General features: G+C 58.1%; 15 protein-coding genes and 1 tRNA gene. 9 read left to right on the top strand and 7 right to left on the bottom strand.

From position 1 onward, the window contains the following. Positions 1-274 precede the first annotated feature (274 nt). Entirely contained in the window at positions 275-1,294 is a 1,020-nt protein-coding gene (gene dapD, locus JS530_RS06030) for a 2,3,4,5-tetrahydropyridine-2,6-dicarboxylate N-succinyltransferase (protein ID WP_214376276.1), read from the bottom strand. 142 nt (positions 1,295-1,436) lie between these two features. Between dapD and JS530_RS10940 the strand changes: the two genes are divergently transcribed. Further along, complete coding sequence (locus JS530_RS10940; protein ID WP_281067685.1) at positions 1,437-1,559, top strand: hypothetical protein; 123 nt, start codon at positions 1,437-1,439, stop codon at positions 1,557-1,559. Here JS530_RS10940 and JS530_RS06025 read toward each other — a convergent pair. Continuing rightward, on the bottom strand, positions 1,541-2,650 hold the full coding sequence (locus JS530_RS06025) for a helix-turn-helix transcriptional regulator (RefSeq protein WP_214376275.1): 1,110 nt from the start codon (positions 2,648-2,650) through the stop codon (positions 1,541-1,543). The two genes, JS530_RS10940 and JS530_RS06025, sit on opposite strands and share 19 nt — an antisense overlap. A 119-nt stretch (positions 2,651-2,769) precedes the next feature. On the opposite strand from JS530_RS06025, the gene JS530_RS06020 reads away from it, so the two are divergent. Further along, entirely contained in the window at positions 2,770-6,915 is a 4,146-nt protein-coding gene (locus JS530_RS06020) for a DEAD/DEAH box helicase (RefSeq protein ID WP_214376274.1), read from the top strand. 27 nt (positions 6,916-6,942) lie between these two features. Here JS530_RS06020 and JS530_RS06015 read toward each other — a convergent pair whose 3' ends face one another. After that, entirely contained in the window at positions 6,943-7,422 is a 480-nt protein-coding gene (locus JS530_RS06015; protein ID WP_214376273.1) for a GNAT family N-acetyltransferase, read from the bottom strand. Between the two features lie 104 nt (positions 7,423-7,526). After that, positions 7,527-8,579: a Gfo/Idh/MocA family protein gene (locus JS530_RS06010; RefSeq protein WP_214376272.1), complete on the bottom strand. Its 1,053-nt coding sequence runs from the start codon at positions 8,577-8,579 to the stop codon at positions 7,527-7,529. Positions 8,580-8,973: 394 nt separating this feature from the next. Between JS530_RS06010 and JS530_RS06005 the strand changes: the two genes are divergently transcribed. Then, complete coding sequence (locus JS530_RS06005) at positions 8,974-10,167, top strand: aminotransferase class I/II-fold pyridoxal phosphate-dependent enzyme (protein WP_425350860.1); 1,194 nt, start codon at positions 8,974-8,976, stop codon at positions 10,165-10,167. 162 nt (positions 10,168-10,329) lie between these two features. Continuing rightward, positions 10,330-11,298, top strand: a complete 969-nt coding sequence (locus tag JS530_RS06000; RefSeq protein WP_214376271.1) for a Ppx/GppA phosphatase family protein — start codon at positions 10,330-10,332, stop codon at positions 11,296-11,298. Positions 11,299-11,316: 18 nt separating this feature from the next. Here the strand turns inward: JS530_RS06000 and JS530_RS05995 are convergent, their stop codons facing one another. Continuing rightward, positions 11,317-12,495, bottom strand: coding sequence for an endonuclease/exonuclease/phosphatase family protein (locus JS530_RS05995; protein ID WP_240541112.1), 1,179 nt, complete (start codon positions 12,493-12,495; stop codon positions 11,317-11,319). A 228-nt stretch (positions 12,496-12,723) separates the two neighbouring features. On the opposite strand from JS530_RS05995, the gene JS530_RS05990 reads away from it, so the two are divergent. From JS530_RS05990 to JS530_RS05970, 5 genes are all read left to right on the top strand, one after another. Further along, positions 12,724-12,796: transfer RNA gene (locus JS530_RS05990), tRNA-Arg, on the top strand. A 165-nt stretch (positions 12,797-12,961) separates the two neighbouring features. Further along, positions 12,962-13,366, top strand: a complete 405-nt coding sequence (locus JS530_RS05985) for a GNAT family N-acetyltransferase (RefSeq protein WP_214376270.1) — start codon at positions 12,962-12,964, stop codon at positions 13,364-13,366. Between the two features lie 179 nt (positions 13,367-13,545). Further along, positions 13,546-13,971, top strand: a complete 426-nt coding sequence (locus JS530_RS05980; protein ID WP_214376269.1) for a nucleoside 2-deoxyribosyltransferase — start codon at positions 13,546-13,548, stop codon at positions 13,969-13,971. Positions 13,972-14,197: 226 nt separating this feature from the next. Beyond that, complete coding sequence (locus tag JS530_RS05975; RefSeq protein ID WP_214376268.1) at positions 14,198-15,019, top strand: carboxymuconolactone decarboxylase family protein; 822 nt, start codon at positions 14,198-14,200, stop codon at positions 15,017-15,019. Between the two features lie 123 nt (positions 15,020-15,142). Beyond that, positions 15,143-16,999, top strand: coding sequence for an AMP-dependent synthetase/ligase (locus JS530_RS05970; RefSeq protein WP_214376267.1), 1,857 nt, complete (start codon positions 15,143-15,145; stop codon positions 16,997-16,999). A gap of 171 nt (positions 17,000-17,170) precedes the next feature. Here JS530_RS05970 and JS530_RS05965 read toward each other — a convergent pair whose 3' ends face one another. Together JS530_RS05965 and xseA are read right to left on the bottom strand one after the other, a co-directional pair. Next, positions 17,171-17,458 carry an exodeoxyribonuclease VII small subunit gene (locus JS530_RS05965; RefSeq protein ID WP_100493578.1) on the bottom strand — a complete coding sequence of 96 codons (288 nt, stop codon included), beginning with the start codon at positions 17,456-17,458 and terminating at the stop codon, positions 17,171-17,173. Positions 17,459-17,510: 52 nt separating this feature from the next. Beyond that, positions 17,511-18,884 (bottom strand): exodeoxyribonuclease VII large subunit, encoded by a 1,374-nt coding sequence (gene xseA / locus JS530_RS05960; RefSeq protein WP_425350856.1) that lies wholly within the window; start codon positions 18,882-18,884, stop codon positions 17,511-17,513. Positions 18,885-19,110 lie beyond the last annotated feature (226 nt).

The raw sequence follows: 19,110 nt of genomic DNA, 5'->3' as shown, positions 1-19,110 counted from the left end.
AAGAACGCCCCGCTTGCATACGCGCAGCGAGGCGTTTCTTCGAGCGGCTTGAGGGTTCGCCCCACTGCGATACAGCACGAGACGTTGCAGTGCATGATTCAGTGCATGATTCCGAATAATCATGCACTGAATCATGCGGCGTCGGTTGCATAAGAACCGGCAGAGTCAGTTCTGAGTGTGCAATAGTGTGTGCGGTATCGAGGCGCACCGAGGGAAGGCGTACGATGGTACGTCGATCGAGGAGCAACGAAGATAACGCTCCACTAGTGTGCACTCAGTTCTTATGCAACTTAGCGTTGAGCTCGATTCCCACCTTGCGGTAGCGGGCTTCGATGCGGCCGTTCACCGAGTTGCGGATGAACAGGATGTTGTTTTTGCCGGACAGGTCTGCGCCCTTGACCACTTCGAGCGGTTCGCCGGCGGCGGCCTTGGCCTTGTCCCAGATGGTCACCTTGGTGCCGGCGGTGATGTACAGGCCGGCTTCGACCACGCAGTTGTCGCCCAGCGAGATGCCGATGCCGGCGTTGGCGCCGAGCAGGGAGTGCTCGCCGATGGAGTTGCGGAGCTTGCCGCCGCCGGACAGGGTGCCCATGATGGAGGCGCCGCCGCCGATGTCGGAACCGTCGCCAACCACAACGCCTTGGGAGACGCGGCCTTCAACCATGGAAACGCCAAGGGTGCCGGCGTTGAAGTTCACGAAGCCGGCATGCATCACGGTGGTGCCGGCGGACAGGTAGGCGCCCAGACGGACGCGATCGGCATCGCCGATGCGTACGCCGGTGGGGGTCACGTAGTCGATCATGCGCGGGAACTTATCGAGGCCGAACACGTTGACGGTGGCGGCGGGGGCTGCTGCCGGAAGGCCGGTCTGCGTGGCGAATGCCAGGGCGGCATCGGTGGCCACACGTTCCACATCGGCCTTGCGCAGTGTGAAGTCCTCAACAGCGAACGGGCCGTAGTTGGTCCAGACCACGGTGTTGAGCTGGGCGAAAATACCTTCCAGATTCAGGGTGTTCGGTTTGGCCATACGCATGCTCAGGAGATGCAGTTTGAGATAGGCGTCGGCCGGAGAAGCAATCGGCTCGTCCAGCTGGCTGACGGCGAACACAGGAACGCGACGTACGCCACGTGCATCGGCTTCCGTGTGTGCCAGAGTACCGAAGTTATGATTCGGACGATCGGCTTCCGCTGGTGCTTCGCCAAGGGTCAGCTCCGGGTACCAGACATCCAGGGTGTTGCCGGCTGCGTCTACGCTGGCCAGACCCCAGCCCCATGCTGTACGCTCTTCGCTCATATAGTGCTCCTTATGTGTTGCGTGTAGCGTGAATTCATCACTAACTGTCTAGCTTAATGGCAGGTGGGGTATAGATGCATACGGTTTTTCAGGTTATGGCGTGCAATCACGGCATGCGGCGTGCAATCACGGCATATGGCATATGGGTGTCCCATCAGTCAGCTGTGCTGCCAGCTCCCCTGTGAGTGTGATGGGAGCCGAAACCATGGAAACCATGGAAACCATGGAAACCATGGAAACCATGGGTTATGGCGCTGGCTTGTAGACGTTGGCCATATGCAGGCCGGCTTGGTACAGCCGGTCGCGCAGGGATTGCGGTTCCATGATGATCAGTCGCGCATCCCATGAATACTGCAATGCCCACCAAAATACGGCTCTCTCGGGCGCCTCGACGATGACTTCGAACTGTTCGCCGTCCTTTGATTGTTTGACTTGCGGATCATCGAACCATTCGAACACGTTGTTGAGCATGGAGCGGTCCCGGATGGCCATGCGGATATTGACCGGTGCATCGGCAACCGGATACGGCCTGTGCCGCATGAAGGTCACGGCGTCGAAATCGTGTGGGGCGGGCTGTTCGATGCGCAGCGGCCCGTTCGCTCCCCGAGTGGTGACGCCGGCTATGCGATTGACGACGAATATGCGCAGATGATGTTCGCCGTGCATGTGGCAGATCAGGTAATATCGCCCGTTTTTGTACACCATCTGGTACGGGTCGACGATATAGATGCCGCGTGATCCGGTGGTGTGACTGATATGCGGCACCATGGTGCCATCCGGTCCGTAATCACAGTATTGGAAGCTGATGGCATGACCGTCTTCGATGGCTTGGTTGATCTGGTCGATGGTGGAAAGGAATTCGCCGTTGATATGGGTGTAGGCGGTCACATGGTTCAAGTAGTCGATGGATTCGCCTGCAGCTCCGGCGAGTTCGCGGATTTTCCCGACGAGCTCATCCAAGGTGTCGATGCTGATGCGCGAGAGGGTGAGACTGTCCGCCAGCAATCGCATTTCGGCGGGTGTGAGGAACGCGTCCACATACCAACCGGGCTGAGGGTCTTTGCAGCCTACTTTGAGGCTGTCTTCTTCGGTGATGTAGCCCACATGTCTGCCGAGGAATTCAGCTTCGGAGAGTTTTCTCAACTGGTTGCGCACGGTTTTCGCCGTTGGCAGGTCGCGAGGGTCGTCCGTATGATGCATTGTGGCGAGCTCATCGAGAATCTCCCGCACGGAAAGCCCGTGACCCAAATAGCTGTGCCGCCACAGTACTTCGAGGATTTCCAACGCGCTATTGCCGGCGTAGGTTTTGCGCTTGGCTGAATCGACTGAATCATCTGTTGCATATCCCGCATCCATGGCGTCCATAGATTCAAGGCTACCGCGTTTCGTCTAGGATGGGAATGTTGGGTTGTTCTGAATTTGAGCAGCCCGGGAATGTGGTCCGGAGCAAGGCCGGACTGGAGAGGAGATGCGCCTTGGTGAGCGGATATGGTGTGTTCGGGCATGTCTCCGATGAGGCTGCGGATGATTCTCGTGGTCCTCACGACGACGGGTATGAATCCTATGGTTATGACGATGCGCTTGGCGATGAGTTCGATGATGCCGCGCGCCGCTGGATTCAACGGCGGCGTAATCCTCGTGGATATGCGGCTGCAGATGATGATGAAACAGATGTGACTGCTGCGGCTGCTGCGACTGATAATGCCGCAGTATTCGGTTCCGCAGATGCCTTAAGCGCGGATGATATGCCGGTGCCGTATGCGCACAGGTCAGGTCGCGCGGTCTGGTTTGATGATGATGGTACTGTTGCGCGTAATGCGGGAAATCAAGGCAATGCGCAAGCCCGCGGTTCATATATTCCCTTTGACGCGCTGCGCAGGGATATCCAAACGTCCACGTCCCGTGCGGTTCTCGACAGGGCGCGCGTGATTGCCAATAATGCTTCGCTGATGATGCTGGCCCCTGCGTTCAGCAGTAATGATCGCATCGGATATGCGCAGCTCAATGCCACGCTCCGCGGCACCACCAGCCCCTCCAGCCGGTATCGCACGGAAGTGATGTTCTCGCTGGACACCGGTGAGCTCAACGGAGGATCCTGCACTTGCCCTGCATACGGGCGTGGATACGGCCTGTGCAAGCATATGGTGGCGGTGGCGCTCGCCTTCTGTGACGATCCGCAACGATTCGACGGCTATCAGGCCGGAGCCGTGCGCCCGTCTCGCATCATGCTCGATTACATGGAGCGGTTGGACAAAAGCCAAGCGCAGGCCAAGGAGCGTCGGCGTACGGCCATCATGCAACGTGTGGACGCGAACGGTTCGGCTTCCATGCCATCCGGTCGGCGCAAATCCGCGGGCCGAAGCGGGTACCAAGGCATGCCGCAAACGGTGGCGCCGGGGCAAGTGCATGTGACGCCCATCCTGAGCTTCATCGACGGCGTGTGGAGCGTGGAATTGAAAATCGGCGCTCCCGTTAATGGCGCAAACTATGTGTTGAAGTCGATTCCTCAATTCGTGCGTGCTATGCGACACGGCGAATATGTGGATTACGGCAAGAAACTGGCGTTTGCGCATACGCCGCAGATGCTGGATACGGATAGTGAGCCGCTGCTGGATTTCCTGGAATCCGCGCTCGCCGTACGCGAGGCCGCCGAGCAGCAGGATCGCTATTACGGGCATATTGCCATTGACCGGCGTATGACGCTTTCGGCCCGGGAGGTCGCGTCCCTACTGGGGATTCGTGAGGGCAAGGGCATCCAACTGGTGCTGGATTCCTGGTTTTCCAGTCAGCCGGCATCCGTGCCGGTGGATGGCGGCGACCCCGGTCTGACCATGCGATTGACTCGCCGCGACTACCGTGAATATGGGTCGAACGCCGGATATCTGCTGCAAGGCGAACCCGGCGTGGAAGCGGTGGTTGAGGCGGGCAAACACTCGTGGCTGTTGCTTGCCGCCGCGAGTCCGCTCACCTATACCTCGCCGATGATGCTGCAGTCGCAGCGAAAAAGCGCGGCGGGATGCCGGTTCGTGCGCTGTCCTGAACAATTGGCGGATATTCGCACCCTGATTGGCGAGCTTTTTGCGCCGGGTGGTGAAGGCCAAGTTATTGCCGGCGATGATATGGCCTTGTTCGCTAGAACCTTGCTGCCTCGTCTGGTGACGGCGGGATTGCTGGATGCGCATGAGCTTCCACGCGAACTTGCCGAGCTGAGCCCCACCGAATGCGAGAACGAATTCTATCTGGACCGCACTGAATATGGTGTGGAATGTGTGATCAAAGCCCGCTATGACGAAACGGTGGTGCCGCTGGTGCCCGCAGGGCCTGCGGTGCATGCACGTGATAATACGCCGGCGAACGCCGTCGTAGGCCGTGATTTCGAAACGGAGCACCTCGCCACGGATGTGGTGCGCGCGTTCTTCGACATGCCGGATGCGCGCGGACGAGACGTAAAACCGGCATCCGCGGCGCGAGGATTCACCACGAAAACGTCACGGGCCGCTGCGGCACGAACCGCGGCACGCACCCGGGCCAAGCAGGCTGGCGCGGCCACCATCGACCGGGACAACACCCAGCAGATCGTGCGATTGTTCGACGAAGGACTGCGGGCTTTACACGAGGTCGGCAGCGTGTTCACCACGCCCGCCTTCGACCGGCTGGTGGCGCCCAAAGCGCCAAGCGTGAAGGTGGGGTTGTCTGTCAAAGGCAATCTGGTGGAGATTTCACCAATCGCCGATGAAGTGCCGCCGAACGAGGTAGGCGCATTGCTGGCCTCGTATCGCCGCAAACAACGCTTCCACCAGTTGAAGGATGGCACGCTGGTTCGTCTCGATGGCGCCGATTTGAGCACATTAGACAAACTGGCGTCCGACCTTGACCTCAGCGAGAAGCAGCTTGACTCCGGTTCCATTGAACTGCCCGGCAATCAGGCGTTCCTGTTGGACGGCGAACTGCCCGACGACGGTTCGGATGTGGTCAAAGACGCATCCTTCACCCAATACATTGATGATCTGGCAGTCATCGATCCGACTTCCTATGAGGTGCCGGACAGTCTCAAGAACATTCTGCGCCCGTATCAGGCCGATGGTTTCCGCTGGCTGAGCACGTTGTGCGATAAAGGTTTCGGCGGCATTCTCGCCGATGAAATGGGTTTGGGCAAATCCGTGCAGCTCATCGCGTTGATTCTTTCCCGATATCAGCGGGCCGCGCGGACGGAGACTGCGGAGCCATTGAAGCCATCGCTCATTGTCTGCCCGGCATCATTGGTGTACAACTGGGCCGCCGAGTTCGCGAAGTTCGCGCCCAGTTTCAACGCGGTAGTCGTAGCCGGCACCAAAACCGAGCGGCGCAATGCCATCGCCCGTGCTTTCCATGCCGACGAGCCGACAGTGCTGATCACCTCGTATGATTTGCTGCGCCGCGATGTGGAGGAATACACGGCTGATGATTCCGGCAGCATAGAACAGGGCAGTGATACGGACGGTAAGCGCCATTGCTCCATCATGGCCTTGGACGAGGCTCAATACATTAAGAATCACACGACGAAAATCGCCAAAGCTGTGAAATCCGTGGCCGCCGACCATCGTTTTGCCTTGACCGGCACCCCAATCGAAAACCGGCTTTCCGAACTGTGGAGCATTTTCGACTTCCTGATGCCGGGATTATTGGGCTCCTATAAGCGGTTCCGCGAACGCTACGAGCTGCCCATCGCCAACGCGCGTGCTGCGGACAGTACGACCGCCGAGGGGCGCGCCGCCGCCGAAGTCAACCCTGAGGCCGCGCGCGTGGCGCATCGGTTGCAGGCGCTGGTAGGCGTGTTCATCAAACGCAGACTGAAACGTCAGGTGCTCACCGATCTGCCGGACAAGCTGGAGAATACGCTTACCGTGCAGCTGGAAGGGGAGCAGCGCAAACTGTACGCCGCTCATGAACAGCGCTTGCGTATGCAGTTGGAGCATAGCGAGGAAGCGGACTTCAATACATCGAAGATCCGCATCCTCGCCGAACTGACCCGGCTGCGGCAGATCTGCTGCGATCCAAGGCTCGTGTATGCCGATGCCAAGGATCAGTCGGCCAAGCTGGCGGCGATTGCCGAACTGGTGGAAACCTGCGTGAACGAGGGCAAGAAGGCGTTGATCTTCTCCCAGTTCACCAGTTTCCTGGAACTGATTGCCGCCCGGTTCGATGAGCAGGGTCTGCGGTACTACACCATCACCGGATCCACGCCGAAGAAACAGCGACTGGCCTTGGTGGACCGTTTCAACGCGGACGATACGCCGGCGTTCCTGATTTCCCTGAAAGCCGGCAATACCGGGTTGAACCTGACGGGCGCCAGCGTGGTGATTCATGCCGACCCGTGGTGGAATGCTGCCGCACAGAATCAGGCCACCGATCGTGCGCATCGCATCGGGCAGACCGAGGATGTGAACGTGTATCAGGTGGTGGCCAAAGACACCATCGAGGAGCGCATCCTGGAATTGCAGCACACCAAGAGCGAGTTGGCCAGGCAGTTCACCGATGCGTCGCTTAACGCCGACGAATCCGGTGCCTTCGGTGCAGGAGCATCCGGCGCTCCGTCCATCGCCTCGCTGACCCGCGACGACCTGCTCGATCTGCTGGGCTGAAACCGGTCTGCAGAGCCCTGCGGAGTGCTACAGAATCTGCTCCATGCCAATCTTGTACGGCGTCAAGCCCATACGCTCATAGAACGCTTGGGCGCTCGGGTTGCAGGACCAGACGTTCAGCGTCACGTTGTAGCAGCCGGATGTGCGGGCGAAGTCAAGCACGAAGCGGTAGAGCGTAGAGCCCACATGCTCGCCGCGCGCTTGCTCGTCCACGCACAGGTCATCGATGTACAGGGTTTTTACATCCGTCAACACATGGTTGTTATGGTGTTGCTGGAATGCGCAGAACGCATAGCCCAACACCGTCCCCTCGTTGTTGACGGCAACGAACACCGGAGTGGCATCATCGGCAAGAATGTCGCTCAGCTCCGTGTCCGTGTACTTTTTGGCGCCGCCTTTGAACAGGTCCGGTCGACCCTGATGATGCACTTCGGCCACCTGAAACAGCAGGTCGTTGATGCGCGGCATATCGGCCGCAGTAGCTCTGCGAATCGTAAGATTACCCATGATTGGTCAGTCTACTCAAACGGGAACGAATTCATATTCGTTGAATTACCCCTCAGACGGTTTCGCCGCTAGCTCCCCTGACAAAGAGGAGCCGGCGGAGGAATCTAGTCTTCAAACGGGAACTTCAAGCCCCATTCGCCACGAATCTGATCCATCAGCTCCATGATGCGTAGCGTATCCGCATGAGGCATAGCCTCGCACTCGATCTTGCCATCGAGCAACGCGTTGGCGGCATCGGCCACCTCATACTCGTAGCCGGTCAACTGCGGCGGAATGGCAATACTGCGCACCGGCTTATGGTCATGGTCATAGATGTCAATGGCTTCAGGGTTATTGATATTGGTCACTTCCAGATAGCCGTTGGTACCCCACACATAACCACCGCGGTCCGAAGACACCAGCATGGAGCTGGAAGACACGCCCATCGCACCATCGTTGTAGTACAACGTGGTGGAATTCTGCGCATCCACACCGGTCTCATACGGCACCATCGATGTGCTGATTCGTTCAACCGTGCGGCCATGATCCGCACCGATCGCCATGTCGAGGAAATTCAGCGGGTAGACGCCCACATCCAGCAGCGCGCCGCCGGCACAGGCCGGATCGGACATACGCGGCACCTTCCATACGGGGTAGCAGAGGTTCGCGCTCGCGGACTTCACTTCGCCGATTTCACCGGAGTCGATGACCTCGTTGATCAGCGCACGGCTCGGCATATAGCGCGTCCAAATGGCTTCCGCGCACAGCATGCTGGTTTCCTTGGCCACATCGAGAGTTTCGCGGGCCTGTTTGGCATTGGCGGTGAACGACTTCTCTACCAGCACGTTCTTGCCCGCTTTCATGCACAGGATCGCATGCTCGGCATGCAGACTATGCGGGGTGGCGATATACACCAGATCCATATTCGGATCCTCGGCAAGCTCCTCATACGAGCCATACGCCTTATCGAGATGCCATTGGTCGGCAAATGCTTGAGCGCGCTCCAAGCTGCGAGCCGCCACGGCATACGGGTGAATCCACGAATACATCGGGGTTTCGGCCATTTGGGCGAGAGTATCGGCCATGGTGTGTGCAATATTGCCGGCGCCGAGAATCGCCACATTGATTTTCGCGTCACTTGCCTCGAACTCGGCACGCTTACCATTCCACTGGCTCATCATTCCTCCTTGAATATGGGGCTGTTGATAATACAAAGCCTGGTGAAATTATAAATGCGTGTGAGCAATCGGCTCTGATGCGTCGCGATAATGATATTGGGTCATAACTCGGTTACAAGGGGTTGATTTGAACCGCGCCGGAGGTCTATCTGCGTTACAAGGGGTTCCTTGTTCAGTAGGCAGGCCTCAGAAATGGCGCAATGACGGTGTGGTGAGGGCTCGTATACGGCATATACGAGCCTTTAGCAACCCCTTGTAACGCAGATAGATGTTCCAAAAGGCAGAAATCAACCCCTGCTAAGCGAGATACCTTGTCCCAAGAGGCGGATAGAACCTAAATATGGTCAATACAGCAGTGCAGCAGTCTCCCTCGCCGGTTGAATTGCCGGCTAAGATGCCGGCTAAGTCGCCGGTTATGTCTCGTCGCGCGCGTGAAGCGAACCCATTCCGTGCCATGGTTTTCGGCGAACAAGCCGACAAGATGATCGCCTCTGGCATCAGTGTCATCAAACTAAGCCTCGGAGAGCCGGACTTTGGTGCGCCGCCCGCGGTACGCGATGCCATGCGCGAACAATATGACGGCCGTGCACTGCCTTACACCGCGGCGATGGGATTGCCGGAACTGCGGCAGGCGATCGCCGACTTCTACCGTGAACGTCATGATCTTGAAATCGATCCCAAGCGTATCTGCGTAACCGCCGGCGGCTCGGCGGCATTGCTGCTGGCTACCGCACTCACCGTGGACCCCGGTGATGATGTGATGGTGGCCGATCCCTCGTATCCGTGCAACCGCGAACTGGTGCGCTCCTTCGAAGGCAATGTGATCGACGTGCCGACTTCGGCCGCCACCCGGTTCCATCTGAACGCTGAACTGTGCGCCCAGTATTGGACCGAACATACCAAAGCGGTGATGATCACCTCACCATCCAATCCCACCGGCACCACCATTGACTTCCATGTGCTGAACGACGTGTGCCAGTTTGCGGCCGAGCGCGGAGCATGGCGCATCGTGGATGAAACCTATCTGGATCTGGCCGATCGCGAACCGGATGGTACGGAAGTCAAATCTGTATTGGCCTGCGATCCGGGTGCCATTGTATGCAACAGCTTCTCCAAGTTCTTCGGCATGACCGGCTGGCGTTTGGGCTGGGCGATCCTGCCCGACGATCCCACCGTGTTGGAAGCCGTGGATGATCTGGCCACCAACTACTATCTGTGCGCCCACACGCCCACCCAGCATGCGGCGCTTGCCTGCTTCACGCCGGAAAGCCTTGCCGAATGCGAGGCCCGCCGTCAGGAACTGCTCGCCCGCCGCCGTATTGTGATCGATGGCCTCAAGCGCATCGGTCTGCCGGTGGAAGTGGAGCCGAATGGCGCGTTCTACGCCTACTTCAACATTTCCCGCACCGGTTTGGATGCGTGGACGTTCTGCGAGCGTGCATTGAACGAGGCTCATGTGGCATTGACGCCGGGTCGTGACTTCGGCGCCGCCACCGCCGATACGCATGTGCGATTGAGCTATGCCGCTTCGCGCGAGGCGTTGAGCGAGGGCCTTGAACGGCTGGGCAAGTTCGTGGAATCACTGTGAAGCGTCAGAGTGGTGTACAGTAATCACGTTTGCAAAGCTGGCGCATCCGGCATGCGGTGAAGGAGCCGGGAGCGCTTGGCTGACGCATGAGCGTTATAGGAATTGCTGCGATGCCGGCTAGGTGTGTGCTGGTGCGTCACAGTGTGAGTGAGAGCAGGAATCATGGTTAATCTTCGTGCGCATTCCACCCGACTTGGTGTGCTCGATATCGGTTCGAACACCATCCATATGCTGATTGTGGATGCGGCACCCGGCGCGCGCCCGGATCCTGAGGCCAGCACCAAATCCACCGTGCGGCTGATGAAGTACCTCAAAGAAGACGGTTCCATCAAGAAAGCCGGTGTCGAGGCGATTCTCGAAGCGGTGTCCGATTGCATGAAGCTGGCGGAGGAGTATGACATCACCCAGCTGCTGGTTATGGCCACTTCGGCGTTGCGTGAGGCGCCGAACGGCAACAAGGTGATCCATAAGATCGAGGAGCTGATTGGCCAGGGTGTCACGGTGCTGTCCGGCACGGATGAGGCGCGACTGACCTTCCTTGCCGCGCGCCGCTGGTATGGCTGGGATGCTGGGCGTTTGCTGGTGCTGGATATCGGCGGCGGCTCGCTGGAAGTGGCCATGGGCTCCGATGAGGAGCCGACCGTGGCTTTGTCCGTGCCGGCTGGCGCGGGTCGTGTGACCACTGAGTTTCTGCCCTCCGGCATGGCCACGCCTGAGGAACTGGAGGATGTGCGCAAGAACGTGCGCAAGATTCTGGAGCCGATGGTCAAGGTGTTCCCGCAGTCCAAGCATCCGAATCATGCGGTGGGCACGTCGAAGACCTTCCGCTCGCTGGCCCGCCTGTGCGGAGCCGTGATTCGCCAACCGGGACGTGAGGACACTTCGATTATGACGCGCGAACAGCTGGAGGATTGGATTCCTCGCCTGGCTGCGATTTCGCCGGAACAGCGCGTGGCATTGCCGGGTATTACCCCGGAGCGCACGATGCAGATTGTGGGCGGTGCCGTGGTGGCCGATGAGATTATGAAGGCACTCAACATTCAGGAAGTGGAGATCTGCCCGTGGGCGTTGCGTGAGGGTGCGATTCTGCGCTGGCTTGACCAGTTCGGCCGCACGCGCCTCGGTTTCTAGGCGTGCTGTCGTCTGCCGCTACTGCATCACATCCACAGTAACGAGCAGCGCCGCGTGATCGGATCCCGCAATCTTCACTACCTTGCATTGCCCGGCGCGCATGCCCTGGTCGAGCACTACATGGTCGATGCCCGCGAACATGGGCAGTCCTGGTCGGTTCGTGGGCCAGGAGAACGTGAAGCCGTGCCCGGAGATTCGCGCGGCATCATGGAATCTGGTGCCAAGGAATTCGCGGAATGGAGCGTGATCATAGGTGGCGTTGAAGTCACCCATGAAAATGTACCGGTTGCTGGTATGCGATTGCATCAATCCCAGTTCGTCGAGCGCACGCTTCCACTGCCGCCAGTAGCCGGGCACCGGAGCGGTGGTGTGCACGGAGACGAATCGAATTGCATTGCCGCCCAGATCCACCGTGCCGGCCGGCATGAACGAAGCACTGGAGTTTACTTCGTCATCAACCGGCTGGCTGAGTGGGGTAGCAGACCACAAGCCATTGCCGTATATGCCATCCGACGATGACACGTTCGAATACGGTAGGTAATGTTCGATGCCGGCATCTTTAAGGCGTTTGACGAAATCGTCGGTGGTCTCCTGCAAGGCCAGCACTTCGACGCGTTGATCGCGCACGGTATCCACAATGGCCTGCGCGTCAGCCTGGCCTTTATACACGTTGAACGTCATCACTCGAGCGAAAGCATCCGAAGTGTTCGGCTCGCTAAAGGCGACTGCATTGTAGGCAGCCTGCGGCAGCGGGGTGGTGGAGTAGAAGAACGGATACTGCCAATATGCGTTGAGCGCCACTGCGGCAATGGCTATCAGCGCGGCAAGGATTCTGCGCGACATGATGGCCAGCAGCAGCGCGATGAGTCCCAGCAGCATGAACCATGGGGTTGCGGAAATCACGATGGGTACGTATGGCAGTTCCTGTAGATCGGCAGGTAATGCGCGGGCAGCGGTGGCGAGCAACGTCAGAACGGCGAACAATCCGGCGAGCAGGCCGAAGAAACGGTGCTTGCCATGGGACTTGAGCTGTTCTTTGGTGTATGGCTTCGGTTGTGTGCCGCGCTTTTGTGCGCTGCGCTTGGCTGAGGCCGCGGATTTGTTCGATGATGTTGAGGCTGGACGACGTTGCCGTATGGCGCGAGTACGTGGCACATTGCCGTTGGTATTCTTGGCGATGCTTCGTGTTCGTGCCATATCATCCTCTCTGTGGGAGACGCTCTGATTGTCGGTGATGCTTGTGCTCGGCAAGGTTGTCTGCCGGCTGGCGGCAGCCTCTATGTACATGTGCGCGAGTTGCTACTGTATCGTGTTGCGCTGGGATGTGCGCTGTTTTTGCCCGGGGATTATTGAGTCCGCACCAAACCGGCACGAATTGTACGAATTGCCGGCTGGGCTTGTGTCCGTGTACAATGAAACGTCGTTGCCCGAGTAGCTCAGTGGATAGAGCACCGCTCTCCTAAAGCGGGTGTCGTCGGTTCGAATCCGATCTCGGGCACTTGTGCTTTCTATGAATTCCAATGAATTCCAATGATTGTATGTGCAGGCGCTGTTGCTGTACGGCTCGTGGGGGACAATGCGGGGACAATGGGGGATGCATTGTAGCTTCAATATGCGAAACGACGGCGGAATGGTGGGTATGTGAAGGCTAACATAAGCGGCCATGGCAATTACATACACGGAAGAGAAGCGTTTTACTCAAGATCAGGTGCAGAAGCTGTTTCGCTCGGTGGGTTGGGAGTCGGCGAACTATCCTGAGCGCCTGTTCAAGGCATTACAGCATTCGGATACGGTGATCAGCGCATGGGATGGCGATCATCTGGCCGGTTTGGTTCGCGTATTGGACGACACCGAAATGGTGGCGTACATGCATTGGGTGTTGGTCGATCCCGCCTATCACGGTCACGGTATTGGTGGCCATTTGGTGGAGATGGTGAAAGCCAAGTATCACGATTATCTGTTCCTTGAGGTAATGCCCGAAGAGAGCAAGAACGCGCCGTTCTACCAGAAGCATGGATTCCATCTGATGGAAGACGGTCGCGCCATGCAGATTGTGAATCGCGGCTGAGCCGAGTGAGCTGGCGGAACTGACTGAGCCGAGTGAGCTGGCCGAGCTATCTGAGTTCAATCGCGAGCATTATCCACGGTTTTCCGGCAAATACAGCACATTGTTCGCTATATGAAATAGTGTTCAAAAAATGAACTATTTGCTGGAAAGCAACCTGTGCTGCGGTATGACTGGAAGCCATGAGCGAAAAGGAATATGACTTTTACGTGGCGGGCCCGTTCTTCGACCCTGAGCAGACCGCAAGCATGGAGCGTCTGGAAAAGGTGTTGGAGGATCACGGCAAGAAGCTGTTCAAGCCACGATTCGTCAGCCAAATCGAGGAAGTCGGCCCAGAAGGCTGCTTCCACGACGATATTCAGGGCATCAATTCAGCCAAAGCCGTTATCGCGAACCTCATGGACGAGGATGCGGGAACCATGTTCGAGATTGGCTATGCGCATGCGCTGGGCATGCCAGTCTACGGCTATTATGAAGGCCTGACTCCTATGGACCGCGTGAACCTGATGGTGGCGCAAGCGGTGAACATGGTATTCGCCGGGCCTGATGATGTGGCCAAGTATCTGGAAACCGGCGAGCATACGGAAGTCGATTACATCCAGTTCTGATTGCTGATGACCGAAACTGTTGTCAATGCTGCCCTGATTTGAGGAGACTCCAATCAGGGCAGCATTGTATGTGGGTGGTGCGTGAGCTGTACGTGGGGTGTATACGGACTATGTATGCGCATGTGCCACTATGCATTATCGGCATATAAGGGCACAGGTAAAAGGTATTTGATTACGGTGGTATTGTGCGGTTCGATAGGAGAGTCTGCGATGAAAGGACTTTCCCATGACTGCTGAATCAACTGAATCCGATAACGCTTATACGCCGCGGCTCACCGAAGCTGCCCGTCAATACCTGACTCGTGTGTTCCCCAATGGTGAGGCATCTGAACTCGCCGCAACCGATCCTGAATTTGTTGAGCGATTCGCCAACTTTGCCTGTGACGAGGTGGTGAATGGCGGTGCTCCCGAAGGTGAGGAGCCGCTGGACGACCGCACACGGTTCATCGCCATCCTTGCCACGTTGCTGGGATGCCAGGGTGTCGATCAATTCCGCGTCATGCTGGGCGCGGCCTTGGATATGGGCGTTACCCCGAGCGAAGCCAAGGAAATCGTCTATCAGGCGGTTGCCTATCTTGGCATTGGCCGCGTGCTCCCGTTCTTCAATGTCACTAATGAGGTGCTGACCCAGCATGGTGTCACTTTGCCGCTCACAACCCAGGCGACCACCGAACCGGACTTCGCAAGCCGTGTTGCCGCCGGCGAACAGGCGCAGGTGGATATCTTCGGTGAAGGCATGAAAGGCTTTGCTACCTCTGGCAATCCGGAGTATCCGCAAATCAATCGTTGGCTGGCAGCCAACTGCTTTGGCGACTACTACACGCGCGGCGCTCTTGATCTGCGCGAACGCGAAATGATCACCTACTGTTATCTGGCGGCGCAAGGCGGGGTTGAACCACAGCTCACCGCACATGCCAAGGCCAACATGCGGATTGGTAACAGCAAGGCGTTTCTGCTGAAGGTGGCTTCGGCGGTGATGCCGTTCATCGGGTACCCGCGTACGCTGAACGCGATCCGCTGCATCGAGACCGCTGCGGCCGATCAGTGATTCGCATTTCCTTGTGATGATGTGATGGACATATTCTTGGCCACATTCTTTTCGACTATTGAATGTCGAGGAGATGTGGCCATTGGCGGCTATTTGTAACAGCCGTGGAGTTACATAGTGGGTATGACTGAAAATATCGCTGATGTGGCGCACAATGACACCACGATCGTTAAGCAGTTCACCAACCCGGTCAAGGAGCCGATCGACAGCGACATCAATCTGTTCGATTTTCTTGATCGCCGTGCCGAGCGTGACCCTGAAGGCTCGATGATTGAATACAAGGGCGAGGACGGCGCCTGGCACCCATACAGCGCCGAAGTGTTCCGCCGTATGGTCATCGATCTGGCAAAAGGTTTGATTGGCCTCGGGGTGCATAAGGGTGACTCGGTGTCCATCGTGTCGCATACTCGCTGGGAATGGACGGCGCTGGATTTGGCGATTATGTCCATCGGCGCGCTCACCGTGCCGGTGTATGAGACGAATTCCGCCAGCCAGGTCAGTTGGATTTTCAATGATTCTCAGGTGACTATTGCCATTGCTGAGGATGACGGCCAGCGTGACAAGATTGAATCCGTGCGTGACGAAGTGCCTACATTGCGCAATGTGTTCGTGATTGAGGCCGGTGGTTTGGATGCCATCAAGGCGTACGGCGAATCGGTGACCGACGCCGAGTTCTGGGAATACAAGAACGCCTCCCATGGCGATGATTTGGCCACCATCGTGTACACGTCTGGTTCCACCGGCACGCCGAAAGGTGTGGAATTGACGCACCGCAACTTCGCGTTCTTGGTGCTTTCTGCATTGCAGTACATGCCGCGCGCCGGCGCTTGGCCGGACCGTCGACTGCTGCTCTTCCTGCCCTTGAGCCACGTGTTCGCCCGTTTCATGGAGTTCTTCAGCTTCGGCGGCACCATTACGCTGGCATTGAGCTCCAATATGAAGACCATGGTCAAGGATTTCGAAACCTTTGGCCCGACGCTGTTGCTTGCTGTGCCACGCGTGTATGAGAAGGTGTATAACGCCGCATCCCAGCGCGCCGGCACCGGTTTCGCAGGCAAGTTATTCGCGCGTGCTGCCGAGAACGCGCGCGCATGGTCCCGTGCCGAACAGCAGGGTGAGAAGCTCCCGCTCTTTGGCCGTATTGCTCACGCCTTCTATGAGCAGGTGGTGTACAAGAAGATTCGCACCATTTTCGGTCCGAATGCCGACTTCGCTATCACTGGTGGCGCTCCGATGGATTCCGAACTGTCCCACTTCTTCAACGGCATCGGCATGCCGGTGCTGGAAGGCTATGGCATGACCGAAACCTGTGGCCCGGTGTGTGTAAGTCTGCCGGAGGATAACCGCATCGGTACCATCGGTATGCCGATGTGTGGCATTACCGCTGGTATTGCCGAGGATGGTGAACTGGTGGTCAAGGGGCCGCTGGTGTGCAGGGGATACCACAATAATCCTGAGGTCACCGCTCAGCAGATCACCGATGGCTGGCTGCACACCGGTGACTTGGGCGATATTAACGAGGATGGTTTTATCTCCATCACTGGCCGTAAGAAGGATCTGATCATTACCGCTGGCGGCAAGAACGTGTCGCCGGGCTTGTTGGAGGCTTCGGTGATGACCTCTCCGGTGGTGAACCAGTGCCTGGTGATTGGCGATAAGAAGCCGTTTGTGGCTGCGTTGGTTACGTTGGACTTTGCGGATGCCAATGCATGGCTGGAAGCTCAGGGAGCCAAGCCGGAGGCGGATTTGGCGTCGCTTGCCAAGAACGCCATTGTGCATGCCGAAGTGGAGCGTGCGGTGAACGCCGCCAACGAGGGTGTTTCCCGTGCGGAGTCGATTCGCAAGTTCGAGATCTTGCCGGATGAGTTCACTGAGGCGAACGGCATGTTGACGCCGAGCCTCAAGACCCGGCGCGCGCAGATTGTGAAGCACTACCGTGAGCTCATCGACAACGTGATCTACGTGCCGTTGAAGAAGTAACTTTACTTCTACCGTCGACTACCCCTCAGTCTCGCTTCGCGAGCCGGCTCCCCTGACAAGGGGAGCCGGAGAAGCTGGGAACTCGATTCAGATTGGACTGGGCTGAGCCGTGTAGCGGGCAGTCCGGTGGACTGCCCGTAGGCGGGGGGCGGCTATGCCGCGACGGGGAACTCAGTCCAAGTTGGATTGCGTGCCCGCAGTGGCTTCATTGGCGGCTTGATTGGCCTGTGCCTGATCGAGCTTGGCGCGCACATCGTTGAGCAGACCTTGCGCACGCTGGGCCAAGGCCTCGCCGATTTCCCATTGGCGCATCGACTGGTCGAGGTTCAGGCCGCCGGTTTCCAAAGCCTGCACGGCTTGGATGAGCTTGTCGCGAGCCTCCTCATACGGCATCTGGGCGATGAGCTTGCGCTCCTCGTCGGTCAGGGACGAAGCCGGGGTGGTGTTCTTGTCGGTCATGATGTTCTCCTTTATATACGTGTTTGTGTGAGTGGTATGGGATACGTCTCAATCATTCGGTTGCCGAGTTGGCGGTTGCAGTGATAATGCCCTTCTTCAACGTCACGGTGATGTTGTCTCCGGCGTTGACCTTACTGGCGTCATCGAGTACGTGCCCATCAGCGGATTGCACTACGGCATAGCCGCGGTTCAATGTGGATTGCGGGCTCAACGCGGTCAGGGAAGCATGGGCCTTCTCGATGGTGAGTTGAGCATCGTCCACAATGCGCCGAAGCCCAATGTCGAGTCGCTGCAATGAGTCGTCGATGAGCCGCTGATGCGGCTCCAGCATGGTGTGCGGCTGGGTGAGGCTTGGACGGTTGGCGTAGCCTTCCACCAGTCTGATCTCGTTTTCCACACGGGAGCGCATGCGCAGGCGTATACGGTCGATGGCGCCTTCAATGAGCTGCGACTGCTCGAACACATCCGGCACCACGCGCTTGGCCGCGTCGGTAGGTGTGGAGGCGCGCAGATCCGCTACCAAATCAAGCAGCGTCCAATCATCCTCGTGGCCAATGGAGGAGATGAGTGGTGTGGTACACGCGTATGCGGCACGCACCACGCGCTCATCTGAGAAGCCCATGAGATCCTCGAAGGATCCGCCGCCACGCGCCACGATGATGACGTCCACTTGAGGGTCGGCGTCAAGCTGTTGGATGGCCTGTACCACGTCTGCCGGGCATTGCTCACCCTGCACATGCACGTGCACGACCTTGAAGGAGACGGCCGGCCAACGCAGATTCACATTGGTGATCACATCACCTTCCGCGCGAGCCTGTGGTGCGCAAATCAGGCCGATGGTTCTCGGGAATTCCGGCAACGGCAGCTTATGGTCCGCGTCGAACAACCCTTCGCCTTTGAGCCGTTTGCGCAGTTCATCAATCATGGCTTTAAGGCTGCCGCCTGCGCCAACGCGCAGAATGGTGTCGCCTCGTAACGACAGCGACGTGCGCTTCATCCACAGATTGGGCTTACCGTGAATCACCACGCGGTCGCCCTGCACGAATTCGCTGGCTGCTTGGGCGAAACGTCCGAAGCCATTGACCTCCATGGCGATGTCTTCAAAATCGTCGCGCAACGTGAGATACGCCGAGCCGGCGCGACGCGTATTGATCTGCGTGATCTGGCCGGTAACCCATGCAGAAGGCCACCGTTCCACCGCACCGTAGAATTTCTGGCTCAAGACGCTCACCGGCCATGGATTCTGGGCGGTGGTTTCGGCGGCTCGTGCCGGCAGCTGGTCCGCCGGGCGAGGCCCCTCCGGCAGGTTGATGGTATCGCCGGCTTGGCTCACGCCGGCGGCCTGCCCCGGTCCGAAGCCCGCGCCAGCCAATGACGCGGCTGTAGGTGCCGCGCCCGAGTGAGAATAACCCATTGCAGTAGTCATGCCTTCCACTATAAATGCCTTCTCCAAGCAGGGAAAAAATTTACCCTGTCTGAAAAGTCATGGGATACTGCAGGTACCGAGCTGTTCGATTTTGCTAGTGGAGCCAGAAAGGCGGTGGATAAGTCTGTGGATGACACGCCAAGATGAAACTGTCACCGTAATCACACAGTTGTAGTTTTGGCGGAAAATAGCCGAAAACCACTATAAATAGTTCAACACGCCTCTG

Source organism: Bifidobacterium colobi, from assembly GCF_018555455.1.
Lineage (GTDB): Bacteria > Actinomycetota > Actinomycetes > Actinomycetales > Bifidobacteriaceae > Bifidobacterium > Bifidobacterium colobi.
Note: the sequence above shows the minus strand (reverse complement) of the source record. Positions and strands in the feature narration are given on the sequence as shown.